The organism is Mesorhizobium sp. B3-1-9, from assembly GCF_006439595.1.
GTDB lineage: Bacteria > Pseudomonadota > Alphaproteobacteria > Rhizobiales > Rhizobiaceae > Mesorhizobium.
Window position 1 is genome coordinate 32,867 of record NZ_VFTJ01000007.1, and the last position, 18,127, is coordinate 50,993.

An 18,127-nucleotide genomic window follows, 5' to 3' on the forward strand; every position below is an offset into this window, starting at 1 on the left:
TCGGTGCCGGCTCTTCGCTTCAGCGGCCTCGCGCAAGGCTTCCCAAAATCCCGCGTACGATGGCGCGGCCGACGGAGGAGCCGACCGAGCGCACCACCGACTTGATGGCGGCTTCGGCCACGGTCTGGCGGCTGGAGGACCGCCGGTTGCCTGTTCCCAAAACATCGTCGAAACCGGGAATGGTCCAGCGCGAGCCGCCACTGTTCTGCTGCTTTGCCGCCTCGGCGTCCTGCGCCTCCTTGGTCTTCTTCTGCAGGATTTCGAAAGCCGATTCGCGATCGACGGTCTCGTCGTATTGGCCGGCGACCGGGCTCTCGGCGATGATCTTGCGGCGCTCGTCGGGCGTGATCGGTCCAAGCCGGGATGACGGCGGCCGGATCAGCGTGCGCTGGACCATGGCCGGCACGCCCTTGTCCTCCAGCATCGAGACCAGCGCCTCGCCGGTGGCGAGCTGGGTGATGGCGGTGGCGCAATCGAAATCGGGGTTGGGCCGGAAGGTCTCGGCGGCCGTGCGCACCGCCTGTTGCTCGCGCGGCGTATAGGCTCGCAGCGCATGCTGGACGCGGTTGCCGAGCTGGGCCAGCACTTTTTCGGGAATATCCAGCGGGTTTTGAGTGACGAAATAGACGCCGACGCCCTTGGAGCGGATCAGCCGCACCACCTGCTCGACACGGTCGATCAGCACCTTCGGCGCGTCCTCGAACAAAAGATGGGCCTCGTCGAAGAAGAACACCAGCTTCGGCCGGTCGAGATCGCCGACCTCGGGCAGTTCCTCGAACAGTTCCGACATCAGCCACAGCAGGAAGGTGGCGTAGAGTCTTGGGTTCATCATCAGCTTGTCGGCGGCCAGAACGCTGATCGCGCCGCGGCCGTCGCGCGTCGTGCGCATGATGTCGGCGATGCGCAGCGCCGGCTCGCCGAAGAAGTTAGCCGCACCCTGCTGTTCCAGCACCAGCAGCGTGCGCTGGATGGCGCCGACGGAGGGTTTGGTGACATTGCCGTATCGGGCGCTGAGTTGGTCGGCGCGGTCGGCCATGTTGGCGAGCAGCGCCTGCAGGTCCTTGAGATCGAGCAGCAGCAGGCCTTCCTCGTCGGCGATGCGGAAGGCGATGTTCATGACGCCTTCCTGCGCCTCCGTGAGGTTCATGAGCCGCGACAAAAGCAGCGGCCCCATCTCGGAAATGGTGGCGCGGATCGGGTGGCCCTGCTCGCCGAACAGATCCCAGAAGATAACCGGGAATTCCTGGAACTGGTAGGGATCGAGCTTCACTTGCTCGGCGCGCTTGACCAGGAAATCCTTGGCCTCGCCCATCATGGATATGCCGGAAAGGTCGCCCTTGATGTCGGCGCAGAAGACAGGCACGCCGGCATTGGAAAAGCCCTCGGCCAGGATCTGCAGGCTGACCGTCTTGCCGGTGCCCGTGGCTCCGGTGACAAGGCCGTGGCGGTTGCCGTAGCGCAGCAGCAGCTCCTCCGCGCGCTGATAGGAATCGTCGGGCTTGCGGCTGGCGCCGATGAAGATGCTGGTCTCGTCAACCATATCCTGTCTCCGCAATCTGTTCCGCTCAAAGGCCTCATTCGGAGGTATAGTAACGCTCGTCACATGCGGCAATGCCCAGCATCGATTTTGGGGCGCAGCGAATTCGGCCTTTGGCGCTTGCGGATTCCGCGCATGTTTGGCAATCGATTGGCCGGATGACGCATTGTGATATCCGGTTCCTGACCTTAGATTGGCTGGACCCGGCTGATGCGGCCGAGAAGCGAGGAGAGCGATGGGCGCCGGCGCCTTGACCAGGGATGTCGACCTTCCGAACCCGGACGCCAAGCGTTGGCAGGCGCTGGCGGAAAAGGCGCTTGCCGGCGGTTCCTTCGAGGAAAAGCTCGTCTCCCGCACCGATGACGGCATCCGCATCGAGCCGCTCAGACAACGCTCGACGACCGCCGAGCCATTGCCGCGCACAAATCCGACCGCGCGCTGGATCGTCAGCCAGCGGGTCGACGACCCGGATATTGCCCGGGCCAGCGCGCAAGCCCTGGAAGACATAGCCCAAGGCGCCAGCGGTCTGTCGCTGGTCTTCGAGGGCGCGCCGAATGCCTTCGGCTACGGCCTGCCGCGCACCGCGGAAGCGTTGGAACGGGTGCTCGACGGCGTGCCGCTCAACCGCGTGCAGGTGCGCATCGACGCGCATCCCTGGAGCCGCGCCGTGGCCGACTGGCTTCTCGCCTTCTTGAGCAAACGCCGCTCCGATCCGACCAAGCTCAACCTTTCCTTCGGCATCGACCCGGCTGCGATCTTCGCCGGCACCGGACGGCTGCGCACCTCGATCGAGGCGCTGCAGGAATCGATGCCGCAGTCGCTGGCGCATTTCTTCTCGATGGGCGTGCCGGGCGTGCTGCTCGAGGCCGACGGCCGCGTCTTCCACAATGCCGGCGCCACCGAGGCGCAGGAGCTCGGCACGATGATGGCTTCCGTGGTGTCCTATCTCAGGATGTTCGAGAAGGCGCGCCAGCCACTGGTCTATGCGGCGCCCTATATCGGCTTCGCGCTCAGCGTCGACCAGGACCAGTTCCTGTCGATGGCCAAGGTGCGGGCGTTGCGCACGCTCTGGGCGCGCATCCAGGAAGCCTGCTCGATCCCGGCCGCGACCGCCAGCATCCATGCCGAGACCTCCTATCGCATGATGACGATGGCCGACCCGGAGACCAATATTTTGCGCACGGCGATCGCGGCCTTCGCGGCGGCAACCGGCGGCGCCGATTCGATCTCGATCCTGCCGCACACGATCGCGCATGGGCTGCCGGCCGGCTTTGCCCGCCGCGTTGCCCGCAACGCCCAACTGATCATGGCCGAGGAGAGCCATATCGGCCACGTCGTCGACCCGGCCAGCGGCTCGGGCGCGGTCGAAGCGCTGACCGACGATCTCTGCGCCGCGGCCTGGGAAGAATTCCAGCGCATCGAGGCCGAGGGCGGCGTGCTTGCCAGCCTGCAGCAGGGCTATATCCAAAATCGCGTTCAGACGGCCGCGGCCAAGCGCAACGGCGCCTACCGGTCGGGCGAACGCGGCATTGTCGGCACGACGCTTTACCGCGTCGGCACGGAGCGCCCGGTCGAGACGCTGCCGCAAGAGCGGCGTCCGGCGCTGACGGAGGGCGTCGCGACCTGCGAGCCGCTGTTTCCGGTGCGCATCGATCAGTCGATCGGAGCCGGGTCATGATCCCGGATTTCAGCCAGATCGGCTGGTCGGCGCCGCGTTGCGCGCCGGTCGAGCTCAAAGGCCAGCGGATGACGCCGGAAGGCATCGCCGTGAAGCATCTTTACGGCCAAGGCGACCTCAAGGGGCTCGCCAATCTAGACACGTATCCGGGCATGCCGCCCTTCGTGCGCGGCCCCTACCCCACCATGTATGTCCAGCAGCCCTGGACGATCCGGCAGTATGCCGGGTTCTCGACGGCGGAGGAATCCAACGCCTTCTACCGGCGCAATCTCGCCGCGGGCCAAAAAGGCCTGTCGGTGGCCTTCGATCTCGCCACGCATCGTGGTTATGACAGCGACCATCCGCGCGTCGCCGGTGATGTCGGCATGGCGGGTGTAGCGATCGATTCCATCCTCGACATGCGCCAGCTCTTCGACGGCATTCCGCTCAACGAAATGACGGTGTCGATGACCATGAACGGCGCCGTGCTGCCGATTATGGCGCTGTACATCGTGGCGGCGGAGGAACAAGGCGTCGCGCAGAAGGATCTCGCCGGAACCATTCAGAACGACATTCTGAAGGAGTTCATGGTCCGCAACACCTACATCTATCCGCCGAAACCTTCGATGCGGATCGTGTCGGACATTTTTGCCTACACCTCCAGGCATATGCCGAAATTCAACTCGATCTCGATCTCCGGCTATCACATGCAGGAGGCCGGCGCGACGGCCGACCTCGAGCTTGCCTATACGATCGCCGACGGCATCGAGTATGCGCGCGCCGGCGTTGCGGGCGGTCTCGACATCGACCGTTTCGCGCCGCGCCTTTCCTTCTTCTGGGCGATCGGCATGAACTTCTTCATGGAGGTCGCCAAGCTCAGGGCCGCGCGGCTGCTGTGGTCGAGCCTGATGAAGAAGAATTTTGCGCCGAAGGACGAGCGTTCGCTGTCGTTGCGCACCCATTGCCAGACCTCGGGCTGGTCGCTGACGGCGCAGGATCCTTACAACAACATCACCCGCACCATGATCGAGGCGATGGCGGCGACGCAGGGGCATACCCAGTCACTGCACACCAATTCCTTCGACGAGGCGATGGCGCTGCCGACCGATCATTCGGCGCGGATCGCCCGCAACACGCAGCTCATCCTGCAGAAGGAATCGGGCACCACGCGCATGATCGATCCGTGGGGCGGCTCGGCCTATGTCGAGCGGCTGACGCATGATCTGGCGGCGCGCGCGCTGGCCCATATCGAGGAGGTCGAAAGCCTCGGCGGCATGGCGGCGGCGATCGAGCAAGGCATTCCCAAGCTGCGCATCGAGGAAGCGGCCGCCCGCACCCAGGCGCGCATCGATTCCGGCGAGCAAATTCTGGTCGGCGTCAACGCGCACCGGCCCCAGACCGACATCGAAGTCGATGTGCTGAAGATCGACAATGCCGAGGTGAAAGCCAGGCAATTGGCGAAGCTGCAGCGGCTCAAGGGCACGCGCGACGTCGCGGTGCTGGAGGATGCGCTGGCAGCGCTGACCCGTGCCGCCGAGGGCGGCGAGAACCTGCTCGAGTTCGCGATCCGCGCCGCGCGCGCCAACGCCACCGTCGGCGAGATTTCGCTGGCGCTGGAAAAAGTATTCGGCCGCCACACAGCGGCGGTGCAGACGATCTCCGGCGTCTATCGCGACGCGCTCGGCGACAATCCGGCGCTTGCGCGGCTGCAGGAGAAGATCGAGGCGTTCGAGAAGAAATCCGGCGGCAAGCCGCGCATCCTGGTCGCCAAGATGGGCCAGGACGGCCACGATCGCGGCCAAAAGGTGATCGCCAGCGCCTTCGCCGATCTGGGCTTCGACGTCACCGTCGGGCCGATGTTCCAGACGCCGGATGAGATCGCCAAGCTGGCGGCGCGGCACGATGTCGACATCATCGGCGCGTCGTCGCTCGCGGCCGGGCACCTAACGCTGATCCCCGAGCTCAAGGAAGCGCTGAGGAAGCTCGGCCATGCCGACATGCTGATCGTCGCCGGCGGCGTCATCCCGCCGCAGGATTATGACGCGGTGCTGGCGGCGGGCGCGGCGGAAATCTTCCCGCCGGGGACCGTCATCCCGGAAGCGGCCAACCGGCTAATGGATCGGTTACTGGCCGATCAGTGAAGGCTTGCCGAATTGGCTGAAGGTTGTTCTATAACGACAGATACAACCAGGGCGGCGCGATCATGATCAAAACGACCATCTACGGACTTGAGGGCGGATCAGGAGCCGTATTCTTGCCACGCGAAATGCTTGACAGTCTGAACCTCCAAGTCGGCGACCAGCTTCAGGTCATCGAAACCGACGACGGCTTCGTTCTAAGGCCAGTCCGCGACGACAATCACGAACGACAGATCAACGCCGCTCGCGATGTCATGGACAAATACGAAGCCGCACTGCGGAAGCTGGCAAAGTAAAGGGCTGCGGTTAGTTCTCGGCCTTGTCCGAGAGCTTGACGATCTCCCATTCCTTGCCGTTGACCTTGACGACCTCGCCGACCTTCTTGCCGAACAGGGCCACGGCCATTGGCGAGACATGGGAAATGCTACCCTTCGACGGGTCGGCTTCGTCTTCGCCGACGATGCGCCAATGCACCTTCCTGCCGTCGTCGCCTTCCAGCGTGACGCCCATGCCGAAGCGCACCACGTTGCTGCCGGGCTCCGGCACCGAAAGCTCGGCGTTCTCGCGCCGCGCGGTCCAATAGCGCAGGTCGCGGGAAACCACCGCGATGCGCTCGCGGTCGCCCTTCCTCTCCGCCTTGCCCAGTATGTCGCGCAGCTCGGCGAGGTTGTCCTCGATCATCGCAAGGCCGCGCTCCGTCACCAGATTGCGGTGCGTGCTGACCGGCCGTTCGCCGACGCCGGCAATGGCGTTCTCGCTGTCTTCTTCGCGCGTGAAAGCTCTGCTCATACAATGAACTTAGGCTTGGCGAGGCGACTGCACAAGCGGTTTGCCGATGGGCCCGCCTTGGCACGATTCCTGCGACGAGGGGCGAAACGCCAGGACCTGTGCCGATGTTGAACAGACGAACGCTGCTTGCCCGGACCGCCGGCTTCGCCGTCGCCGGCGTCTTCGCCGGCAAGGCATTGGCGAAATCGCTGCCCGGCATCGAAATGGCCGCTATGCGCGGCTCGATCAACGCCACGGAGATCGGCGTGCAGCCCGGCGCGGTCGACGACCAGAGCAAGGTCTTCGCCAAGATGCTGGCCGAGGCCAGCGATCGCGACCAGCCGGTGTTCCTGCCGCCCGGCACCTATCTCGTCTCGAACCTCAAGCTGCCTGCGCGCGTGCGACTGTCGGGCGTGCCCGGCGCGACGCGCATCGTCTATGGCGGCAACGGCCATCTGATGATGGCCGAACAAGCCGAGCATATCGAGCTCAGTGGGCTGGTGCTGGACGGCGCCAACCGCTGGCTGGCCGACTACACGCAAGGGCTGCTCGATTTGCGCCGCGTCGGCCATCTCGTCATCGACAATTGCCAGGTGACCGGCAGCGGCAAGAACGGGCTGGCGCTCGAGCATGCCGTCGGCCGCATCGGCCGCTGCGATATTTCTGGCGCCGCGGACGCCGGCATCTATTCGGTCGAGGCCGGGGGTCTGGAGATTTCGGGCAATAGCGTTTCGGACTGCGCCAATGGCGGTATCCTGGTGCATCGCTGGCAGGCGGCGGAGGACGGCACCATCGTCAGCGGCAATCGTGTCCAGCGGATCGGGGCGCGCAGCGGCGGCACCGGTCAGAATGGCAACGGCATCAACACTTTCCGCGCCGGCAATGTGATCATCTCGGGCAACGTCGTCTCCGATTGCGCCTTCACTGCAGTGCGCGCCAACAGTTCGAGCAATCTGCAGATCACCGGCAACACCTGCTCGCGCTCGGGCGAGACCGGGATCTATTCGGAATTCTCCTTCGAAGGCGCGATCCTCAGCAACAATCTGGTCGACGGCGCCGCCAACGGTATCTCGATCGTCAATTTCAACGAAGGCGGGCGGATGGCGGTTTGCTCGAACAACATCGTGCGCAACCTCTCAACCACCGGTCCATACACCGCCGACCCGCCCGGCTTCGGCGTCGGCATCAGCGCCGAGGCCGATACCACGGTCTCCGGCAATGTCGTCGAGAACGCGCCGCTCTACGGCATGCAGCTCGGCTGGGGCCCTTATCTGCGCAATGTCGTGGCAAGCGGAAACATCATCCGCCAGGCCGGCACCGGCATCGTCGTTTCCGTCGTCGAAGGTTCCGGCAGCGCCGTCATCTCGGACAATGTCATCGACGGCGCGAAAAACGGCGCCATCATCGGCCAGCGCTGGGCCGATCCGGTGACCGGCGACCTGTCCCAGTCAACCGATACCGGCTATGCGCATCTCACCGTCGAGCGCAACAAGGTGAGCTAGGCCGCGGCCACGATAATGTGGGCCTGGATCTTGGCGGCAACCTCGCCGCTGCCATGCCTGTCGGCGATCGCGGATTCGGCGTAGTCGGTCGCGGATGCCAACCGTCCTGCCTCCCTCGCTTCGATCTCGTTGCGAAGCAAGGTTCCTTGACAATAGGCGACGGCGGGAACGCGCGCCGAGGATGCGCGGCTCTGCTCAGCCCTTGTGTCGATCGCCACATCGGAGAGGCCGGCGGCCTCCAGATCGCTGCGGATCAGCGCCTTGTCGTGGTAACCATGCGGCGTGCGCGCCAGGAAACGCGGCGGATCGTGCGGAAAAATCCTCGCCAGAGCATTCGTCACGTCGTCCGCGAATACATTCTCCTCGATGCGATCCCAGACGCTGAAGAGGAAATGCCCGCCCGGCTTCAGAACCCGCTTCGCCTCACGATAGGCGGCGGCGCGGTCGGGAAAGAACATCGCGCCGAACTGACAACAGACGAGGTCGAAAGCAGCGTCGTCGAAAGGCAGCTTCAGGGCATCCGCCTGGCGCCATGTGATGCGGCTGTCGGGCCCCTGGCGCGAAGCGGCGTAGTCGAGCATCGGCTGGTTGAGGTCTGTCACGGTGTAGCTGGCGCCCGGAGAAAGCTGTGGCGCCAGCGCGCGGGTGACGGCCCCGGTTCCCGCGGCGGTCTCCAAAACGGCCAAGGGTGAGAACGACACGGCCCGTCGTGCGGTCTCGGCGGCATAGGCCTCGAAAATCAGCGGCACCATATGGCGATCGTAGTTTTCCGGGATCGAGCCGGCAAACACCTTGTCCGCTTCGAGCATGCTCATCACCCAGCGCCCGTTCAATGGTGGAGGGAGACTAGCAAAAAACGAACTTGGTGCTGTTCCGTTTTGTCGTAGACCAGCGTTTTTCCGGCTCGTCAGCGACCTAAATCCGGGTAACCCATAAATTTAGATACACATTGTGTATGCAAATTGCTATATCGGTAAAGGTAAGGATCCATCGCCATGGCCACCAAAGACCACAACACCCACGCCAAGCCCGTCAATCTGCGCATCCGCGAGGATGTTCGTATCTTGATCGACCGTGCCGCGAAGATACGCGGGAAGACCCGCTCCGACTTCATGATCGACGCCGCTTACCGCGCCGCAGAAGACACGCTGCTCGACCAGACGCTCGTCAAGGTCGATGCCGAGAGCTATCAGCATTATCTCGATATCCTCGACCAGCCACCGAGCGGCGAGGGATTTGCCCGCCTGATGAATGCGCCCAAGCCCTGGCGGGACTGATGCTTTCGGCACCGGTCCTTCTTGCCGATAGTCACGAACTCGACTTCTTTCAAAGCGGAACCGACAGCCTGGATCAATGGCTCCGACGGCGGGCGCGTGCCAATCAAGTCAGCGGTGCGTCCAGAACCTATGTGATTGCAGAAGGCACGCGCGTCGTCGGCTACTATTGCCTTTCATCAGGCGGACTTGACCTTGTGGATGCGCCCGGTTCGATCCGGCGCAATATGCCCGATCCCGTGCCTATGGCTGTGCTCGGCCGTTTGGCTGTCGACGCAGGTCGGCAGGGAAAAGGTCTGGGTGTCGCTCTGCTGCAGGACGCGGTGTTGCGGACCGGTCAAGCGGCAGCCATTCTTGGCATTCGCGGTCTCTTGGTTCATGCCATATCGGATGAAGCCAAGGCGTTTTATGAGCACTATGGCTTCCAGGCTTCGCCAAAAAATCCGATGACTTTGGTGCTGTCGCTGAGGACGGCTAGTTGAGCGCCGCCGTCGGCCGCAGCATGCCGACCTTGGCGCCGATACGGCTTTCGACCGGAGGATGGGCGAGCTCGATGAGCCTTGCCGCAGCCGCTTCATCGTCGCGCAGCAGCTTCGCCAGCGCCGCGGCGATCATGGCCTCCGCCCCCCTGCCCGCGCCGTCATCGCATTTTAAGGCGATACCGAGGCCCAGTTCGGGCAGTGCCGCGCAATAAACGCCTTCGGCGCCGGTCTTGACGAAGATGCGGCCCGGTGTTGCCTGCATCAGCGCGACATCGGCCTTGCCGGTGCCGGCGACGAGGAACGGCTCGGCCATGCAAGCCGAGATCAGCCGCTTCGCCGCCTTGGCGCGTTCGGGCGAAAAGCCCCTGCCCGTCGCCATGCGGGCAAAGCCCAGCGCAAAACTCTTCAACGGTACGGCGTAGGTCGGGATCGAGCAGCCGTCGGTGCCGCAATGGTCGACGTCATGCGCCGCGCCCGTCACGGATTGCATGGCGTCGCGCACCATCTCCTGCAGCGCATGGCCGGCCTTGACGTAGCCGCCATGCGCAATGCCGGAATGGACGCAGGTGCAGAGGAAGCCGGAATGCTTGCCGGAGCAATTGTTGTGCAAAGCGTTGGGCACGCCGCCGGCGCGGGCGAGCGCGATGGTGGCGTCGTGGCTCGAGGGCCAATGCGCGCCGCATTCCAGCGCCGTCCTGTCGAGCCCGGCCCTGGCGAGCATCGCCGTTGCCAACTCGACATGGGCCGGCTCGCCCGAATGCGAGGCGCAGGCCAGCGCCAGTTCGCGATCGCCGAAGCCATAGGCGTCGGCAGCGCCCGATTCGACCAGCGGCAATGCCTGAATCGCCTTCACCGCGGAGCGCGGGAACACCGGACGGTCCGTGTCGCCGATCTCCCAGACGGGCTTGCCGTCGGCGTCGAAGATCGAAACCGCGCCGCGGTGCCTGCTTTCGACCACCGCGCCGCGCGTGACTTCGACCAGAACCGGATTTGTCATGTTGCCTCCCGCACGCGCACCCAAGGGTGCGCCGCTTCAATGCGGGCCGCTTCTAGCGAATCCTGTCGAGAATGGAAACGTAGTTGGCGACCGCCGCGCCGCCCATGTTGAAGATGCCGCCGAGCTTGGCGCCCGGCACCTGGATGCCCCCGGCCTCGCCCATCAGTTGCATGGCGGTCAGCACATGCATCGACACACCGGTGGCGCCGATCGGATGGCCCTTGGCTTTCAGGCCGCCGGAGGGATTGACCGGAAGGCGGCCGTCCTTCGCCGTCGAGCCGTCCAGCGCCAGTCTGGCGCCCTCGCCTGGCTTTGCCAGGCCCATCGCCTCGTATTCGATCAATTCGGCGATGGTGAAGCAGTCATGCGTCTCGACGAAGGAGAGGTCGTCGAGCGTGACGCCGGCCTTTTTCAGTGCCTGCTCCCAGGCACGCTCGCAGCCCTCGAAGGAGAGGATGTCGCGCTTGGACATCGGCAGGAAGTCCTGGACATGCTCGTTGGCGCGGAAAGTCACAGCGCGGCGCATCTTCAACGCCGTCGCGGTGTCGGTGAGCACAAGTGCGGCCGCGCCGTCCGAAACCAGCGAGCAATCGGTACGCTTCAGCGGACCGGCGACGAAGGGGTTCTTCTCGCTTTCCTGGCGGCAGAACTCATAGCCGAAATCCTTGCGCATCTGGGCGTAAGGGTTTTCGACGCCGTTTTTGTGGTTCTTGGCGGCGATCATGGCCAGCGCATCCGACTGATCGCCGTAGCGCTGGAAATAGGCCTGCGCGATCTTGCCGAAGACGCCGGCAAAGCCGGCAGGCGTCTCGCCGTCTTCAGGCAGATAGGATGCCTTGAGCAGGTTCTTGCCTATCTCGGGACCGGGCGTGGTCGTCATCTGCTCGGCGCCGACCACCAGCACGATGCGGGCGGCGTTCGCGTCGATGGCGCGGATGCCTTGCCGGACGGCGGCCGAGCCTGTGGCGCAGGCGTTCTCGACGCGCGTCGCCGGCTTGAAGCGCAGCCGGTCATCGGCCTGCAGCACGAGGCTCGCGGTAAAATCCTGCGGCGAGAAGCCGGCGTTGAAGTGGCCAAGGACGATCTCGTCGACATCGTCCGGACCGATGCCGGCATGGTCGAGGGCCTCGACGGCAACCTTGGTGATCATGCCCTCCAGCGTCTCGCCTTCGAGCTTGCCGAAGCGCGAATGCGCCCAGCCGACGATGCATGCGGTCATGGCAACCTCCATTTGCGCCGCAACCTAGCACGATCGCGCGCGGCACGTGATTCAATATTGTTCAACAATGAACCGTTTTCCAGCCCCATGCCATGGTCCAGAACGACACGATCGGTTGATCCCAGCGCCAGTTTTTTATTGATTGATGCGTCAATAAAAAATAATCTCGGCTCGAACCGGATCCCCAAAATGCCGAAAATCGGAATGGAGCCCGTGCGCCGCAAGGCGCTGATCGACGCGACGATCTCGGCGATCGGCGAGCGCGGATCGCTGGACGTGACCATGTCGGAGATCGCCGGCCGCGCCGGCGTGTCGTCGGCGCTGGCGCATCACTATTTCGGCGCCAAGGACGAGCTGCTGTTCGCGACGATGCGGCACATCCTTGCCGAGCTCAACGCGGACACAAGGCGCGCGTTCGGCCTTGCGGTGACGCCGCGCCAGCGCGTCTCGGCCGTCGTCGCCGTCAGCTTTTCCGACGACCAGTTCCAGCCTCAGATCATAGCCGCCTGGCTCGCCTTTTATGTCGAGGCGCAGAAGTCCTCCGACCTGCGGCGGCTACTGCGCATCTATGCGCGGCGGCTGCATTCGAACCTGATGAGCGGGCTGACCGGCATCCTGCCTCGGGCCGAGGCCGACCGCGTGGCGGAAGCGACCGCGGCGCTGATCGACGGGCTCTACATCCGCCGCGCGCTGAAGGACGGTGTGCCGGATGCGCAGACCGCGATCGCGCTCGTGGAAGACTACCTCGAAACCAAGCTCAACGGACGGAGCCTGCCTTGACCACCCGGCGACCCAATTTCCTGATCGTCATGGTCGATCAGCTCAACGGCACTCTCTTCCCGGACGGCCCCGCGGATTTCCTGCATGCGCCGCATCTGAAGGCGCTGGCCGCGCGCTCGGCGCGCTTCGCCAACAATTACACCGCCTCGCCGCTCTGCGCCCCGGGCCGCGCCTCGTTCATGAGCGGGCAACTGCCGTCGCGCACCCAGGTCTATGACAACGCCGCCGAGTTCGCCTCCTCGATCCCGACCTACGCGCATCATTTGCGCAGCGCCGGCTATCACACGGTGCTCTCCGGCAAGATGCATTTCGTCGGACCGGACCAGTTGCACGGGTTCGAGGAGCGGCTCACCACCGACATCTACCCGGCCGATTTCGGCTGGACACCGGACTACCGCAAGCCCGGCGAGCGCATCGACTGGTGGTACCACAATCTGGGTTCGGTGACTGGCGCCGGCGTCGCCGAGATCACCAACCAGATGGAATATGACGATGAGGTCGCGTTCCACGCGACGCAAAAACTCTATGAGTTTGCCCGTGTTTCCGACGACGCCGGACGTCGCCCCTGGTGCCTGACCATTTCCTTCACCCATCCGCACGACCCCTATGTCGCGCGGCGCAAGTACTGGGACCTTTACGAGGATTGCCCGGCGCTGGAGCCGGAGGTGGGTTTCATTCCCTATGACAGCCAGGACCCGCATTCCAAGCGGCTCTACAAGGCCTCCGACTACGACAGTTTCGACATCACGCCGGAGCAGGTGCGCCGCTCGCGGCGCGGCTATTTCGCCAACATCTCCTATCTCGACGACAAGGTCGGCGACTTGCTGTCGGTGCTGGAGCGCACCCGTATGGCCGACGACACAATCGTGATGTTCTGCTCCGACCATGGCGACATGCTGGGCGAGCGCGGCTTGTGGTTCAAGATGTGCTTCTATGAAGGCGCGGCGCGAGTGCCCTTGATGATGGCCGGCAAGGGCATCAAGGCCGGGCTGATCGAGGCGCCTGTCTCCAATCTCGACGTGACGCCGACGCTCTGCGACCTCGCCGGCGTCGATATGAGCGGGATCGCGCCTTGGACGGACGGCCAGTCGCTGCTGCCGCTTGCCGGCGGCGAGCAGCGCTCGGCGCTGGTGCTGATGGAATATGCGGCCGAAGGCTCCTCCGCACCTATGGTGGCGATCCGCGAGGGCAAATACAAATTCGTCCATTGCGAGCTCGATCCGCCGCAACTCTTCGACCTCGAGGCCGATCCGCGCGAGCTCGACAATCTCGCGACCAATCCGGCCTACGCCGATCTGGTCTCGACCTTCATGGAAAAGGTCCGTGGCCGCTGGGATATGGCAAGCTTCGACGCCGCCGTGCGCGAAAGCCAGGCGCGCCGCTGGGTCGTCTACCCGGCGCTGCGCAACGGCGCTTACTACCCGTGGGAGTTCCAGCCGCTGCAGAAGGCATCGGAACGCTACATGCGCAATCACATGAACCTCGACAATCTCGAAGAGAGCAAACGGTATCCGAGAGGCGAATGATGGCAGACGTTCTCATCCCTACCCTCGATCATCTGAAGCAGGCTTACGCCGTCACCTCGACGGCCACGCAGGTGACGCCGCTTTTGGAGTCGGCGGCTTTGGCCAAGGAGACCGGCGCCGCGCGCGTCTTCGTCAAACCGGAGTCGCTGCAATGGGCCGGCTCCTTCAAGGTGCGCGGCGCCTACTGGCGGCTGAACCGGCTTTCACCGGATGAAGCGAGGAAAGGCGTGGTGGCGTATTCCTCCGGCAATTTCGCGCAGGGGCTGGCGGCCGCCGGCCAGGCGCTGGGCATTCCGGTCACCATCGTCATGCCGATCGACGCGCCGGCCGCCAAGCGTGACGCGACAGCCGGTTATGGCGCGCGCGTGGTGCTGACCGATCATGGCGACCGCGCCCGCGAGGAGGTCGCGGCCGCCAAGGCGCGCGAGATCGCTCAGACCGAGCACCTCACCTTGCTGCATCCCTTCGACGATCCGGAGATCGTCGCGGGTCAGGCCGGCGCCGGGCTGGAAGCGCTCGACCAGTTGACAGCGAAGAAGACGCAAGCAGACCTGGTGTTCTGCTCGGTCGGCGGCGGCGGCCTGATCGGCGGCGTTTCGCTCGCCTTTCACTATGTGTCGCCCGGTACCGAGATCATCGCGGTCGAGCCGGAAGGTTTCAATGGCATGGGCTCGTCGCTCGCGCATGGCGCGATCGAGACGATGCCGATCGGGCCGAAATCGATCTGCGACGGGCTGATGGCCCGAAAGCCCGGCGACGCGCCCTTCGCGGCGGTGAGCGCCGCCGGGGTGCGCGGCGTCACTGTCGACGATGCCTCGGTGCGGCGCGCGATGAAGATCGCCTTCGAGCGGATGAAGCTGGTGCTGGAGCCGTCGGGCGCGGCATCGCTGGCGGCGCTGCTCGGCGGCAAGGTGGATGTGAAGGGCAAGACTGTCCTCGTGGTTGCAACCGGCGGCAATGTCTCGCTCGCCGACTTTATGGCGCATATGAACAATGCTTGAAGCGGATTTCGTCATCATCGGCTCCGGCTCCGCCGGCTCGGCCATGGCCTACCGGCTGTCGGAAGACGGCAAGCACTCGGTGATCGTCATCGAGTTCGGCGGCACCGATATGGGGCCGCTGATCCAGATGCCGTCGGCGCTGTCGATCCCGCTCAATATGAGCCTGTACGACTGGGGTTTCGCCAGCGAGCCCGAGCCGCATCTCGGCGGGCGCGTGCTCGCCACGCCACGCGGCAAGGTGCTCGGCGGTTCCTCCTCGATCAACGGCATGGTCTATGTGCGTGGACATGCGCATGACTTCGATCATTGGGCCGAACAGGGCGCCGCCGGCTGGGCCTTCGCCGACGTGCTCCCCTATTTCAAGCGCATGGAGGATTCCGACGGCGGCGAGGATGGCTGGCGGGGCAAAAGCGGACCGCTGCATGTGCAGCGCGGCACGCGGAAAAATCCGCTCTACGGCGCCTTCGTCGAGGCCGGCCGCCAAGCCGGTTTCGAGCTCACCGATGACTATAACGGCTCCAAGCAGGAAGGCTTCGGACCGATGGAGCAGACCATTCTTGGCGGCCGCCGCTGGTCGGCGGCGAACGCCTATCTGAAGCCGGCTCTCAAACGCAGGAATGTGAGTCTGATCAAAGGCTTCGCCCGACGCGTGGTGATCGAGAATCAACGCGCGATCGGCGTCGAGATCGAAGCTAACAAACAGATTCAGGTCGTTAAGGCGCGGCGTGAGGTGATCGTCGCGGCGTCGTCGGTCAATTCGCCGAAGATCCTGATGCTGTCCGGCATCGGCCCGGGCGTGCATTTGCAGGAAAACGGCGTCCAGGTGATTGCCGACCGGCCGGGCGTCGGCGCAAATCTGCAGGATCATCTGGAACTCTACATCCAGCAGGAATCGACCAAGCCGATCACGCTGAACTCGGTGCTCAATCCTTTCTCCAAGGCGTTGATCGGCGCGCAGTGGCTGTTCTTCAAGACCGGACTTGGCGCCACCAACCATTTCGAGGCGGCGGCCTTCGTGCGCTCGCAAGCCGGTGTGGACTACCCGGACATCCAATACCACTTCATCCCGGCGGCGGTGCGCTATGACGGCAAGTCGGCGGCGAAGTCGCATGGCTTCCAGGCGCATGTCGGGCCGATGCGCTCGAAGTCGCGCGGGTCGGTGAGCCTGCGCTCGCCCGATCCGAAGACGAAGCCGGTGATCCGCTTCAACTATATGTCGCATCCGGACGACTGGAGCGAGTTCCGCCACTGCGTCCGGCTGACGCGCGAGATTTTTGGCCAGAAAGCCTTCGACGGCTTTCGCGGCAAGGAGATTTCGCCGGGCAGCCATGTGCAATCGGACGACGAGCTCGACGCCTTCATCCGCGACCATGCCGAGAGCGCCTATCATCCCTGCGGCACCTGCAGGATGGGCCGCGCCGACGATCTGACCGCCGTCGTCGATCCGGAATGCCGGGTGATCGGCGTCGAGGGCCTGCGCGTCGCCGACTCCTCGATTTTTCCGCGGGTGACAAACGGCAATCTCAACGCGCCATCGATCATGACCGGCGAAAAGGCCTCCGACCACATCCTCGGCCGCACGCCGCTGGCGCCATCCAACCAGGAACCGTGGATCAATCCACGCTGGCAGGTGGCGGACCGATAGGGCATTGTCGGGCAGACCGCCCGCTCGGCGAACAGACTTGGAGAAAGCCATGCGCGCCCAACCCACGGCATCGCATTACGTCAACGGCCGCTACATCGAGGACGAAGGCGGCGCGCCACTGCCCGTGATCTATCCGGCGACGGGCGAGACCATCGCCACGCTGCATTCGGCGACGCCCAACGTGCTGGAACTCGCCATCGAGGCCGCACGCGCCGCGCAGCCCGCCTGGGCGCGGCTGAAGCCGGTCGAACGCGGCCGCATCCTGCGCCGCGCAGCCGACATCCTGCGGGCGCGCAATGCCGATCTGGCCCGTATCGAGACGCTGGACACCGGCAAGGCGATCCAGGAAACGCTTGTGGCCGACGCGCCATCAGCGGCCGACTGCCTGGAATATTTCGCCGGCGCGGTCGGCGCCTTCAACGGCGAGATGATCGATCTTGGCGGACCCTTCGCCTACACGCGGCGCGAGCCGCTCGGCGTGTGCGTCGGCATCGGCGCCTGGAATTATCCGATCCAGATCGCCGGCTGGAAATCGGCGCCGGCTTTGGCCATGGGCAATGCCATGGTGTTCAAGCCGTCGGAAAACACCCCGCTTTCGGCGCTGGCGCTGGCCGAAATCTACTCGGAGGCTGGACTGCCGGACGGGCTGTTCAATGTCGTGCAGGGTTACGGCGATGTCGGCGCCGGCCTCGTCGATCATGATGTCGTGGCAAAGGTCTCGGTGACCGGCTCGGTGCCGACCGGCCGCAAGGTGCTGTCGCTTGCCGGCTCGAAGATGAAGCACGCGACGATGGAGCTCGGCGGCAAGTCGCCGCTGATCGTCTTCGACGACGCCGATCTCGAGAACGCCATCGGCGGCGCCATGCTCGGCAATTTTTACTCGACCGGGCAGATCTGCTCCAACGGTACACGCGTCTTCGTGCAGAGCGGCCTGCATGATCGCTTCGTCGAACGGCTGGTCGAGCGGACGAAAAAGATCCGTATCGGCGATCCGCTCGATCTCGAAACGCAGATGGGGCCGCTGGTCAACAGGGCGCAGCAGGACAAGGTCGTGTCCTATATCGAAGCCGGCAAGCAGGAAGGGGCCAGCCTCGCCTGCGGCGGAAACGTGCCGTCACTGCAGGGTTTCGACGGCGGCTTCTTCATCGAGCCGACGGTGTTCTCAGGCGTCACCGACACCATGCGCATCGCGCGCGAGGAGATTTTCGGGCCGGTGATGAGCGTCTTGAGATTCGACAGCGAGGACGAGGTGATCGAGCGCGCCAACGACACCGAATTCGGGCTGGCCGCCGGCGTGTTCACGCGCGACCTGCCGCGCGCGCATCGGGTGATCGCCGAGTTGCAGGCCGGCACCTGCTGGATCAACGCCTATAATCTGACGCCCGTGGAAATGCCGTTCGGCGGCGTCAAGCAATCCGGCATAGGGCGGGAGAATTCGCTGGCCGCGCTGGCGCATTATTCGCAATTGAAGTCTGTCTATGTCGAGACGGGGGATGTAGTGGCGCCCTACTGAGCCTCTGCTGAAGGGCGCGATTTGCCGAGAAGGCTGTTCTCCTTGCTGCCGGCTTGCCGTAGGTTTTCTGACGGGGCAATCGAGGAGG

Annotated in this window: 16 protein-coding genes; 11 read left to right on the forward strand and 5 right to left on the reverse strand. The window is 64.6% G+C overall.

Annotated elements, in window-relative coordinates:
* Window positions 1-19 precede the first annotated feature (19 nt).
* Window positions 20-1,540: a helicase HerA-like C-terminal domain-containing protein gene (locus FJW07_RS14680; RefSeq protein WP_140857197.1), complete on the reverse strand. Its 1,521-nt coding sequence runs from the start codon at window positions 1,538-1,540 to the stop codon at window positions 20-22.
* 232 nt (window positions 1,541-1,772) lie between these two features.
* On the opposite strand from FJW07_RS14680, the gene FJW07_RS14685 reads away from it, so the two are divergent.
* The 3 genes from FJW07_RS14685 to FJW07_RS14695 all read left to right on the forward strand — a co-directional run bounded on the left by FJW07_RS14685 (window position 1,773) and on the right by FJW07_RS14695 (window position 5,628).
* A complete protein-coding gene (locus FJW07_RS14685; RefSeq protein WP_140857199.1) occupies window positions 1,773-3,215 on the forward strand; it encodes a methylmalonyl-CoA mutase subunit beta in 1,443 nt (480 codons plus the stop codon).
* Window positions 3,212-5,335: a methylmalonyl-CoA mutase gene (gene scpA, locus FJW07_RS14690; protein WP_140857201.1), complete on the forward strand. Its 2,124-nt coding sequence runs from the start codon at window positions 3,212-3,214 to the stop codon at window positions 5,333-5,335. The genes FJW07_RS14685 and scpA overlap by 4 nt, the downstream gene beginning before the upstream one ends.
* A gap of 62 nt (window positions 5,336-5,397) precedes the next feature.
* Window positions 5,398-5,628: an AbrB/MazE/SpoVT family DNA-binding domain-containing protein gene (locus FJW07_RS14695; RefSeq protein WP_246680757.1), complete on the forward strand. Its 231-nt coding sequence runs from the start codon at window positions 5,398-5,400 to the stop codon at window positions 5,626-5,628.
* Between the two features lie 10 nt (window positions 5,629-5,638).
* Here FJW07_RS14695 and greA read toward each other — a convergent pair whose 3' ends face one another.
* A complete protein-coding gene (gene greA / locus FJW07_RS14700; protein ID WP_140643462.1) occupies window positions 5,639-6,121 on the reverse strand; it encodes a transcription elongation factor GreA in 483 nt (160 codons plus the stop codon).
* Window positions 6,122-6,225: 104 nt separating this feature from the next.
* Between greA and FJW07_RS14705 the strand changes: the two genes are divergently transcribed.
* Complete coding sequence (locus FJW07_RS14705; RefSeq protein WP_140857203.1) at window positions 6,226-7,602, forward strand: TIGR03808 family TAT-translocated repetitive protein; 1,377 nt, start codon at window positions 6,226-6,228, stop codon at window positions 7,600-7,602.
* On the opposite strand, the gene FJW07_RS14710 is transcribed toward FJW07_RS14705, so the two are convergent.
* The gene (locus FJW07_RS14710) at window positions 7,599-8,411 is read right to left on the reverse strand and encodes a methyltransferase domain-containing protein (RefSeq protein ID WP_140857500.1); all 813 of its coding nucleotides are present in this window, start codon (window positions 8,409-8,411) and stop codon (window positions 7,599-7,601) included. The two genes, FJW07_RS14705 and FJW07_RS14710, sit on opposite strands and share 4 nt — an antisense overlap.
* A 186-nt stretch (window positions 8,412-8,597) precedes the next feature.
* Here FJW07_RS14710 and FJW07_RS14715 point away from each other — a divergent pair, with 186 nt between their 5' ends.
* Window positions 8,598-8,879, forward strand: coding sequence for a DUF1778 domain-containing protein (locus tag FJW07_RS14715; RefSeq protein ID WP_140783347.1), 282 nt, complete (start codon window positions 8,598-8,600; stop codon window positions 8,877-8,879).
* Window positions 8,879-9,358 (forward strand): GNAT family N-acetyltransferase, encoded by a 480-nt coding sequence (locus FJW07_RS14720; protein WP_140705463.1) that lies wholly within the window; start codon window positions 8,879-8,881, stop codon window positions 9,356-9,358. Before FJW07_RS14715 ends, FJW07_RS14720 begins: the two co-directional genes overlap by 1 nt.
* Here FJW07_RS14720 and FJW07_RS14725 read toward each other — a convergent pair.
* Together FJW07_RS14725 and FJW07_RS14730 are read right to left on the reverse strand one after the other, a co-directional pair.
* On the reverse strand, window positions 9,351-10,355 hold the full coding sequence (locus FJW07_RS14725) for an asparaginase (RefSeq protein WP_140705461.1): 1,005 nt from the start codon (window positions 10,353-10,355) through the stop codon (window positions 9,351-9,353). The two genes, FJW07_RS14720 and FJW07_RS14725, sit on opposite strands and share 8 nt — an antisense overlap.
* 52 nt (window positions 10,356-10,407) lie before the next feature.
* Entirely contained in the window at window positions 10,408-11,574 is a 1,167-nt protein-coding gene (locus tag FJW07_RS14730; protein ID WP_140857205.1) for an acetyl-CoA acetyltransferase, read from the reverse strand.
* Window positions 11,575-11,763: 189 nt separating this feature from the next.
* Here FJW07_RS14730 and betI point away from each other — a divergent pair, with 189 nt between their 5' ends.
* The 5 genes from betI to betB are packed head-to-tail and all read left to right on the forward strand — an operon-like array spanning window position 11,764 to window position 18,039.
* A complete protein-coding gene (betI, locus tag FJW07_RS14735) occupies window positions 11,764-12,354 on the forward strand; it encodes a transcriptional regulator BetI (protein ID WP_140857207.1) in 591 nt (196 codons plus the stop codon).
* Window positions 12,351-13,880, forward strand: a complete 1,530-nt coding sequence (betC, locus tag FJW07_RS14740; protein ID WP_140857209.1) for a choline-sulfatase — start codon at window positions 12,351-12,353, stop codon at window positions 13,878-13,880. The genes betI and betC overlap by 4 nt, the downstream gene beginning before the upstream one ends.
* Window positions 13,877-14,881, forward strand: coding sequence for a threonine/serine dehydratase (locus tag FJW07_RS14745; protein ID WP_181182632.1), 1,005 nt, complete (start codon window positions 13,877-13,879; stop codon window positions 14,879-14,881). Before betC ends, FJW07_RS14745 begins: the two co-directional genes overlap by 4 nt.
* The gene (gene betA / locus FJW07_RS14750) at window positions 14,874-16,526 is read left to right on the forward strand and encodes a choline dehydrogenase (RefSeq protein WP_140783353.1); all 1,653 of its coding nucleotides are present in this window, start codon (window positions 14,874-14,876) and stop codon (window positions 16,524-16,526) included. Before FJW07_RS14745 ends, betA begins: the two co-directional genes overlap by 8 nt.
* Window positions 16,527-16,575: 49 nt before the next feature.
* Window positions 16,576-18,039, forward strand: coding sequence for a betaine-aldehyde dehydrogenase (gene betB / locus FJW07_RS14755; RefSeq protein ID WP_140857211.1), 1,464 nt, complete (start codon window positions 16,576-16,578; stop codon window positions 18,037-18,039).
* Window positions 18,040-18,127: the final 88 nt, after the last annotated feature.

Bases quoted from the DNA above. Each gene is read 5' to 3' on its own strand.
- betA (WP_140783353.1), top strand. From the start codon at position 14,874: ATGCTTGAAGCGGATTTCGTCATCATCGGCTCCGGCTCCGCCGGCTCG.
- betB (WP_140857211.1), top strand. From the start codon at position 16,576: ATGCGCGCCCAACCCACGGCATCGCATTACGTCAACGGCCGCTACATC.
- greA (WP_140643462.1), bottom strand. From the start codon at position 6,121: ATGAGCAGAGCTTTCACGCGCGAAGAAGACAGCGAGAACGCCATTGCC.
- FJW07_RS14710 (WP_140857500.1), bottom strand. From the start codon at position 8,411: ATGCTCGAAGCGGACAAGGTGTTTGCCGGCTCGATCCCGGAAAACTAC.
- FJW07_RS14695 (WP_246680757.1), top strand. From the start codon at position 5,398: ATGATCAAAACGACCATCTACGGACTTGAGGGCGGATCAGGAGCCGTA.
- FJW07_RS14715 (WP_140783347.1), top strand. From the start codon at position 8,598: ATGGCCACCAAAGACCACAACACCCACGCCAAGCCCGTCAATCTGCGC.
- FJW07_RS14725 (WP_140705461.1), bottom strand. From the start codon at position 10,355: ATGACAAATCCGGTTCTGGTCGAAGTCACGCGCGGCGCGGTGGTCGAA.
- betI (WP_140857207.1), top strand. From the start codon at position 11,764: ATGCCGAAAATCGGAATGGAGCCCGTGCGCCGCAAGGCGCTGATCGAC.
- FJW07_RS14705 (WP_140857203.1), top strand. From the start codon at position 6,226: ATGTTGAACAGACGAACGCTGCTTGCCCGGACCGCCGGCTTCGCCGTC.
- FJW07_RS14680 (WP_140857197.1), bottom strand. From the start codon at position 1,540: ATGGTTGACGAGACCAGCATCTTCATCGGCGCCAGCCGCAAGCCCGAC.
- FJW07_RS14745 (WP_181182632.1), top strand. From the start codon at position 13,877: ATGATGGCAGACGTTCTCATCCCTACCCTCGATCATCTGAAGCAGGCT.
- scpA (WP_140857201.1), top strand. From the start codon at position 3,212: ATGATCCCGGATTTCAGCCAGATCGGCTGGTCGGCGCCGCGTTGCGCG.
- FJW07_RS14720 (WP_140705463.1), top strand. From the start codon at position 8,879: ATGCTTTCGGCACCGGTCCTTCTTGCCGATAGTCACGAACTCGACTTC.
- FJW07_RS14685 (WP_140857199.1), top strand. From the start codon at position 1,773: ATGGGCGCCGGCGCCTTGACCAGGGATGTCGACCTTCCGAACCCGGAC.
- FJW07_RS14730 (WP_140857205.1), bottom strand. From the start codon at position 11,574: ATGACCGCATGCATCGTCGGCTGGGCGCATTCGCGCTTCGGCAAGCTC.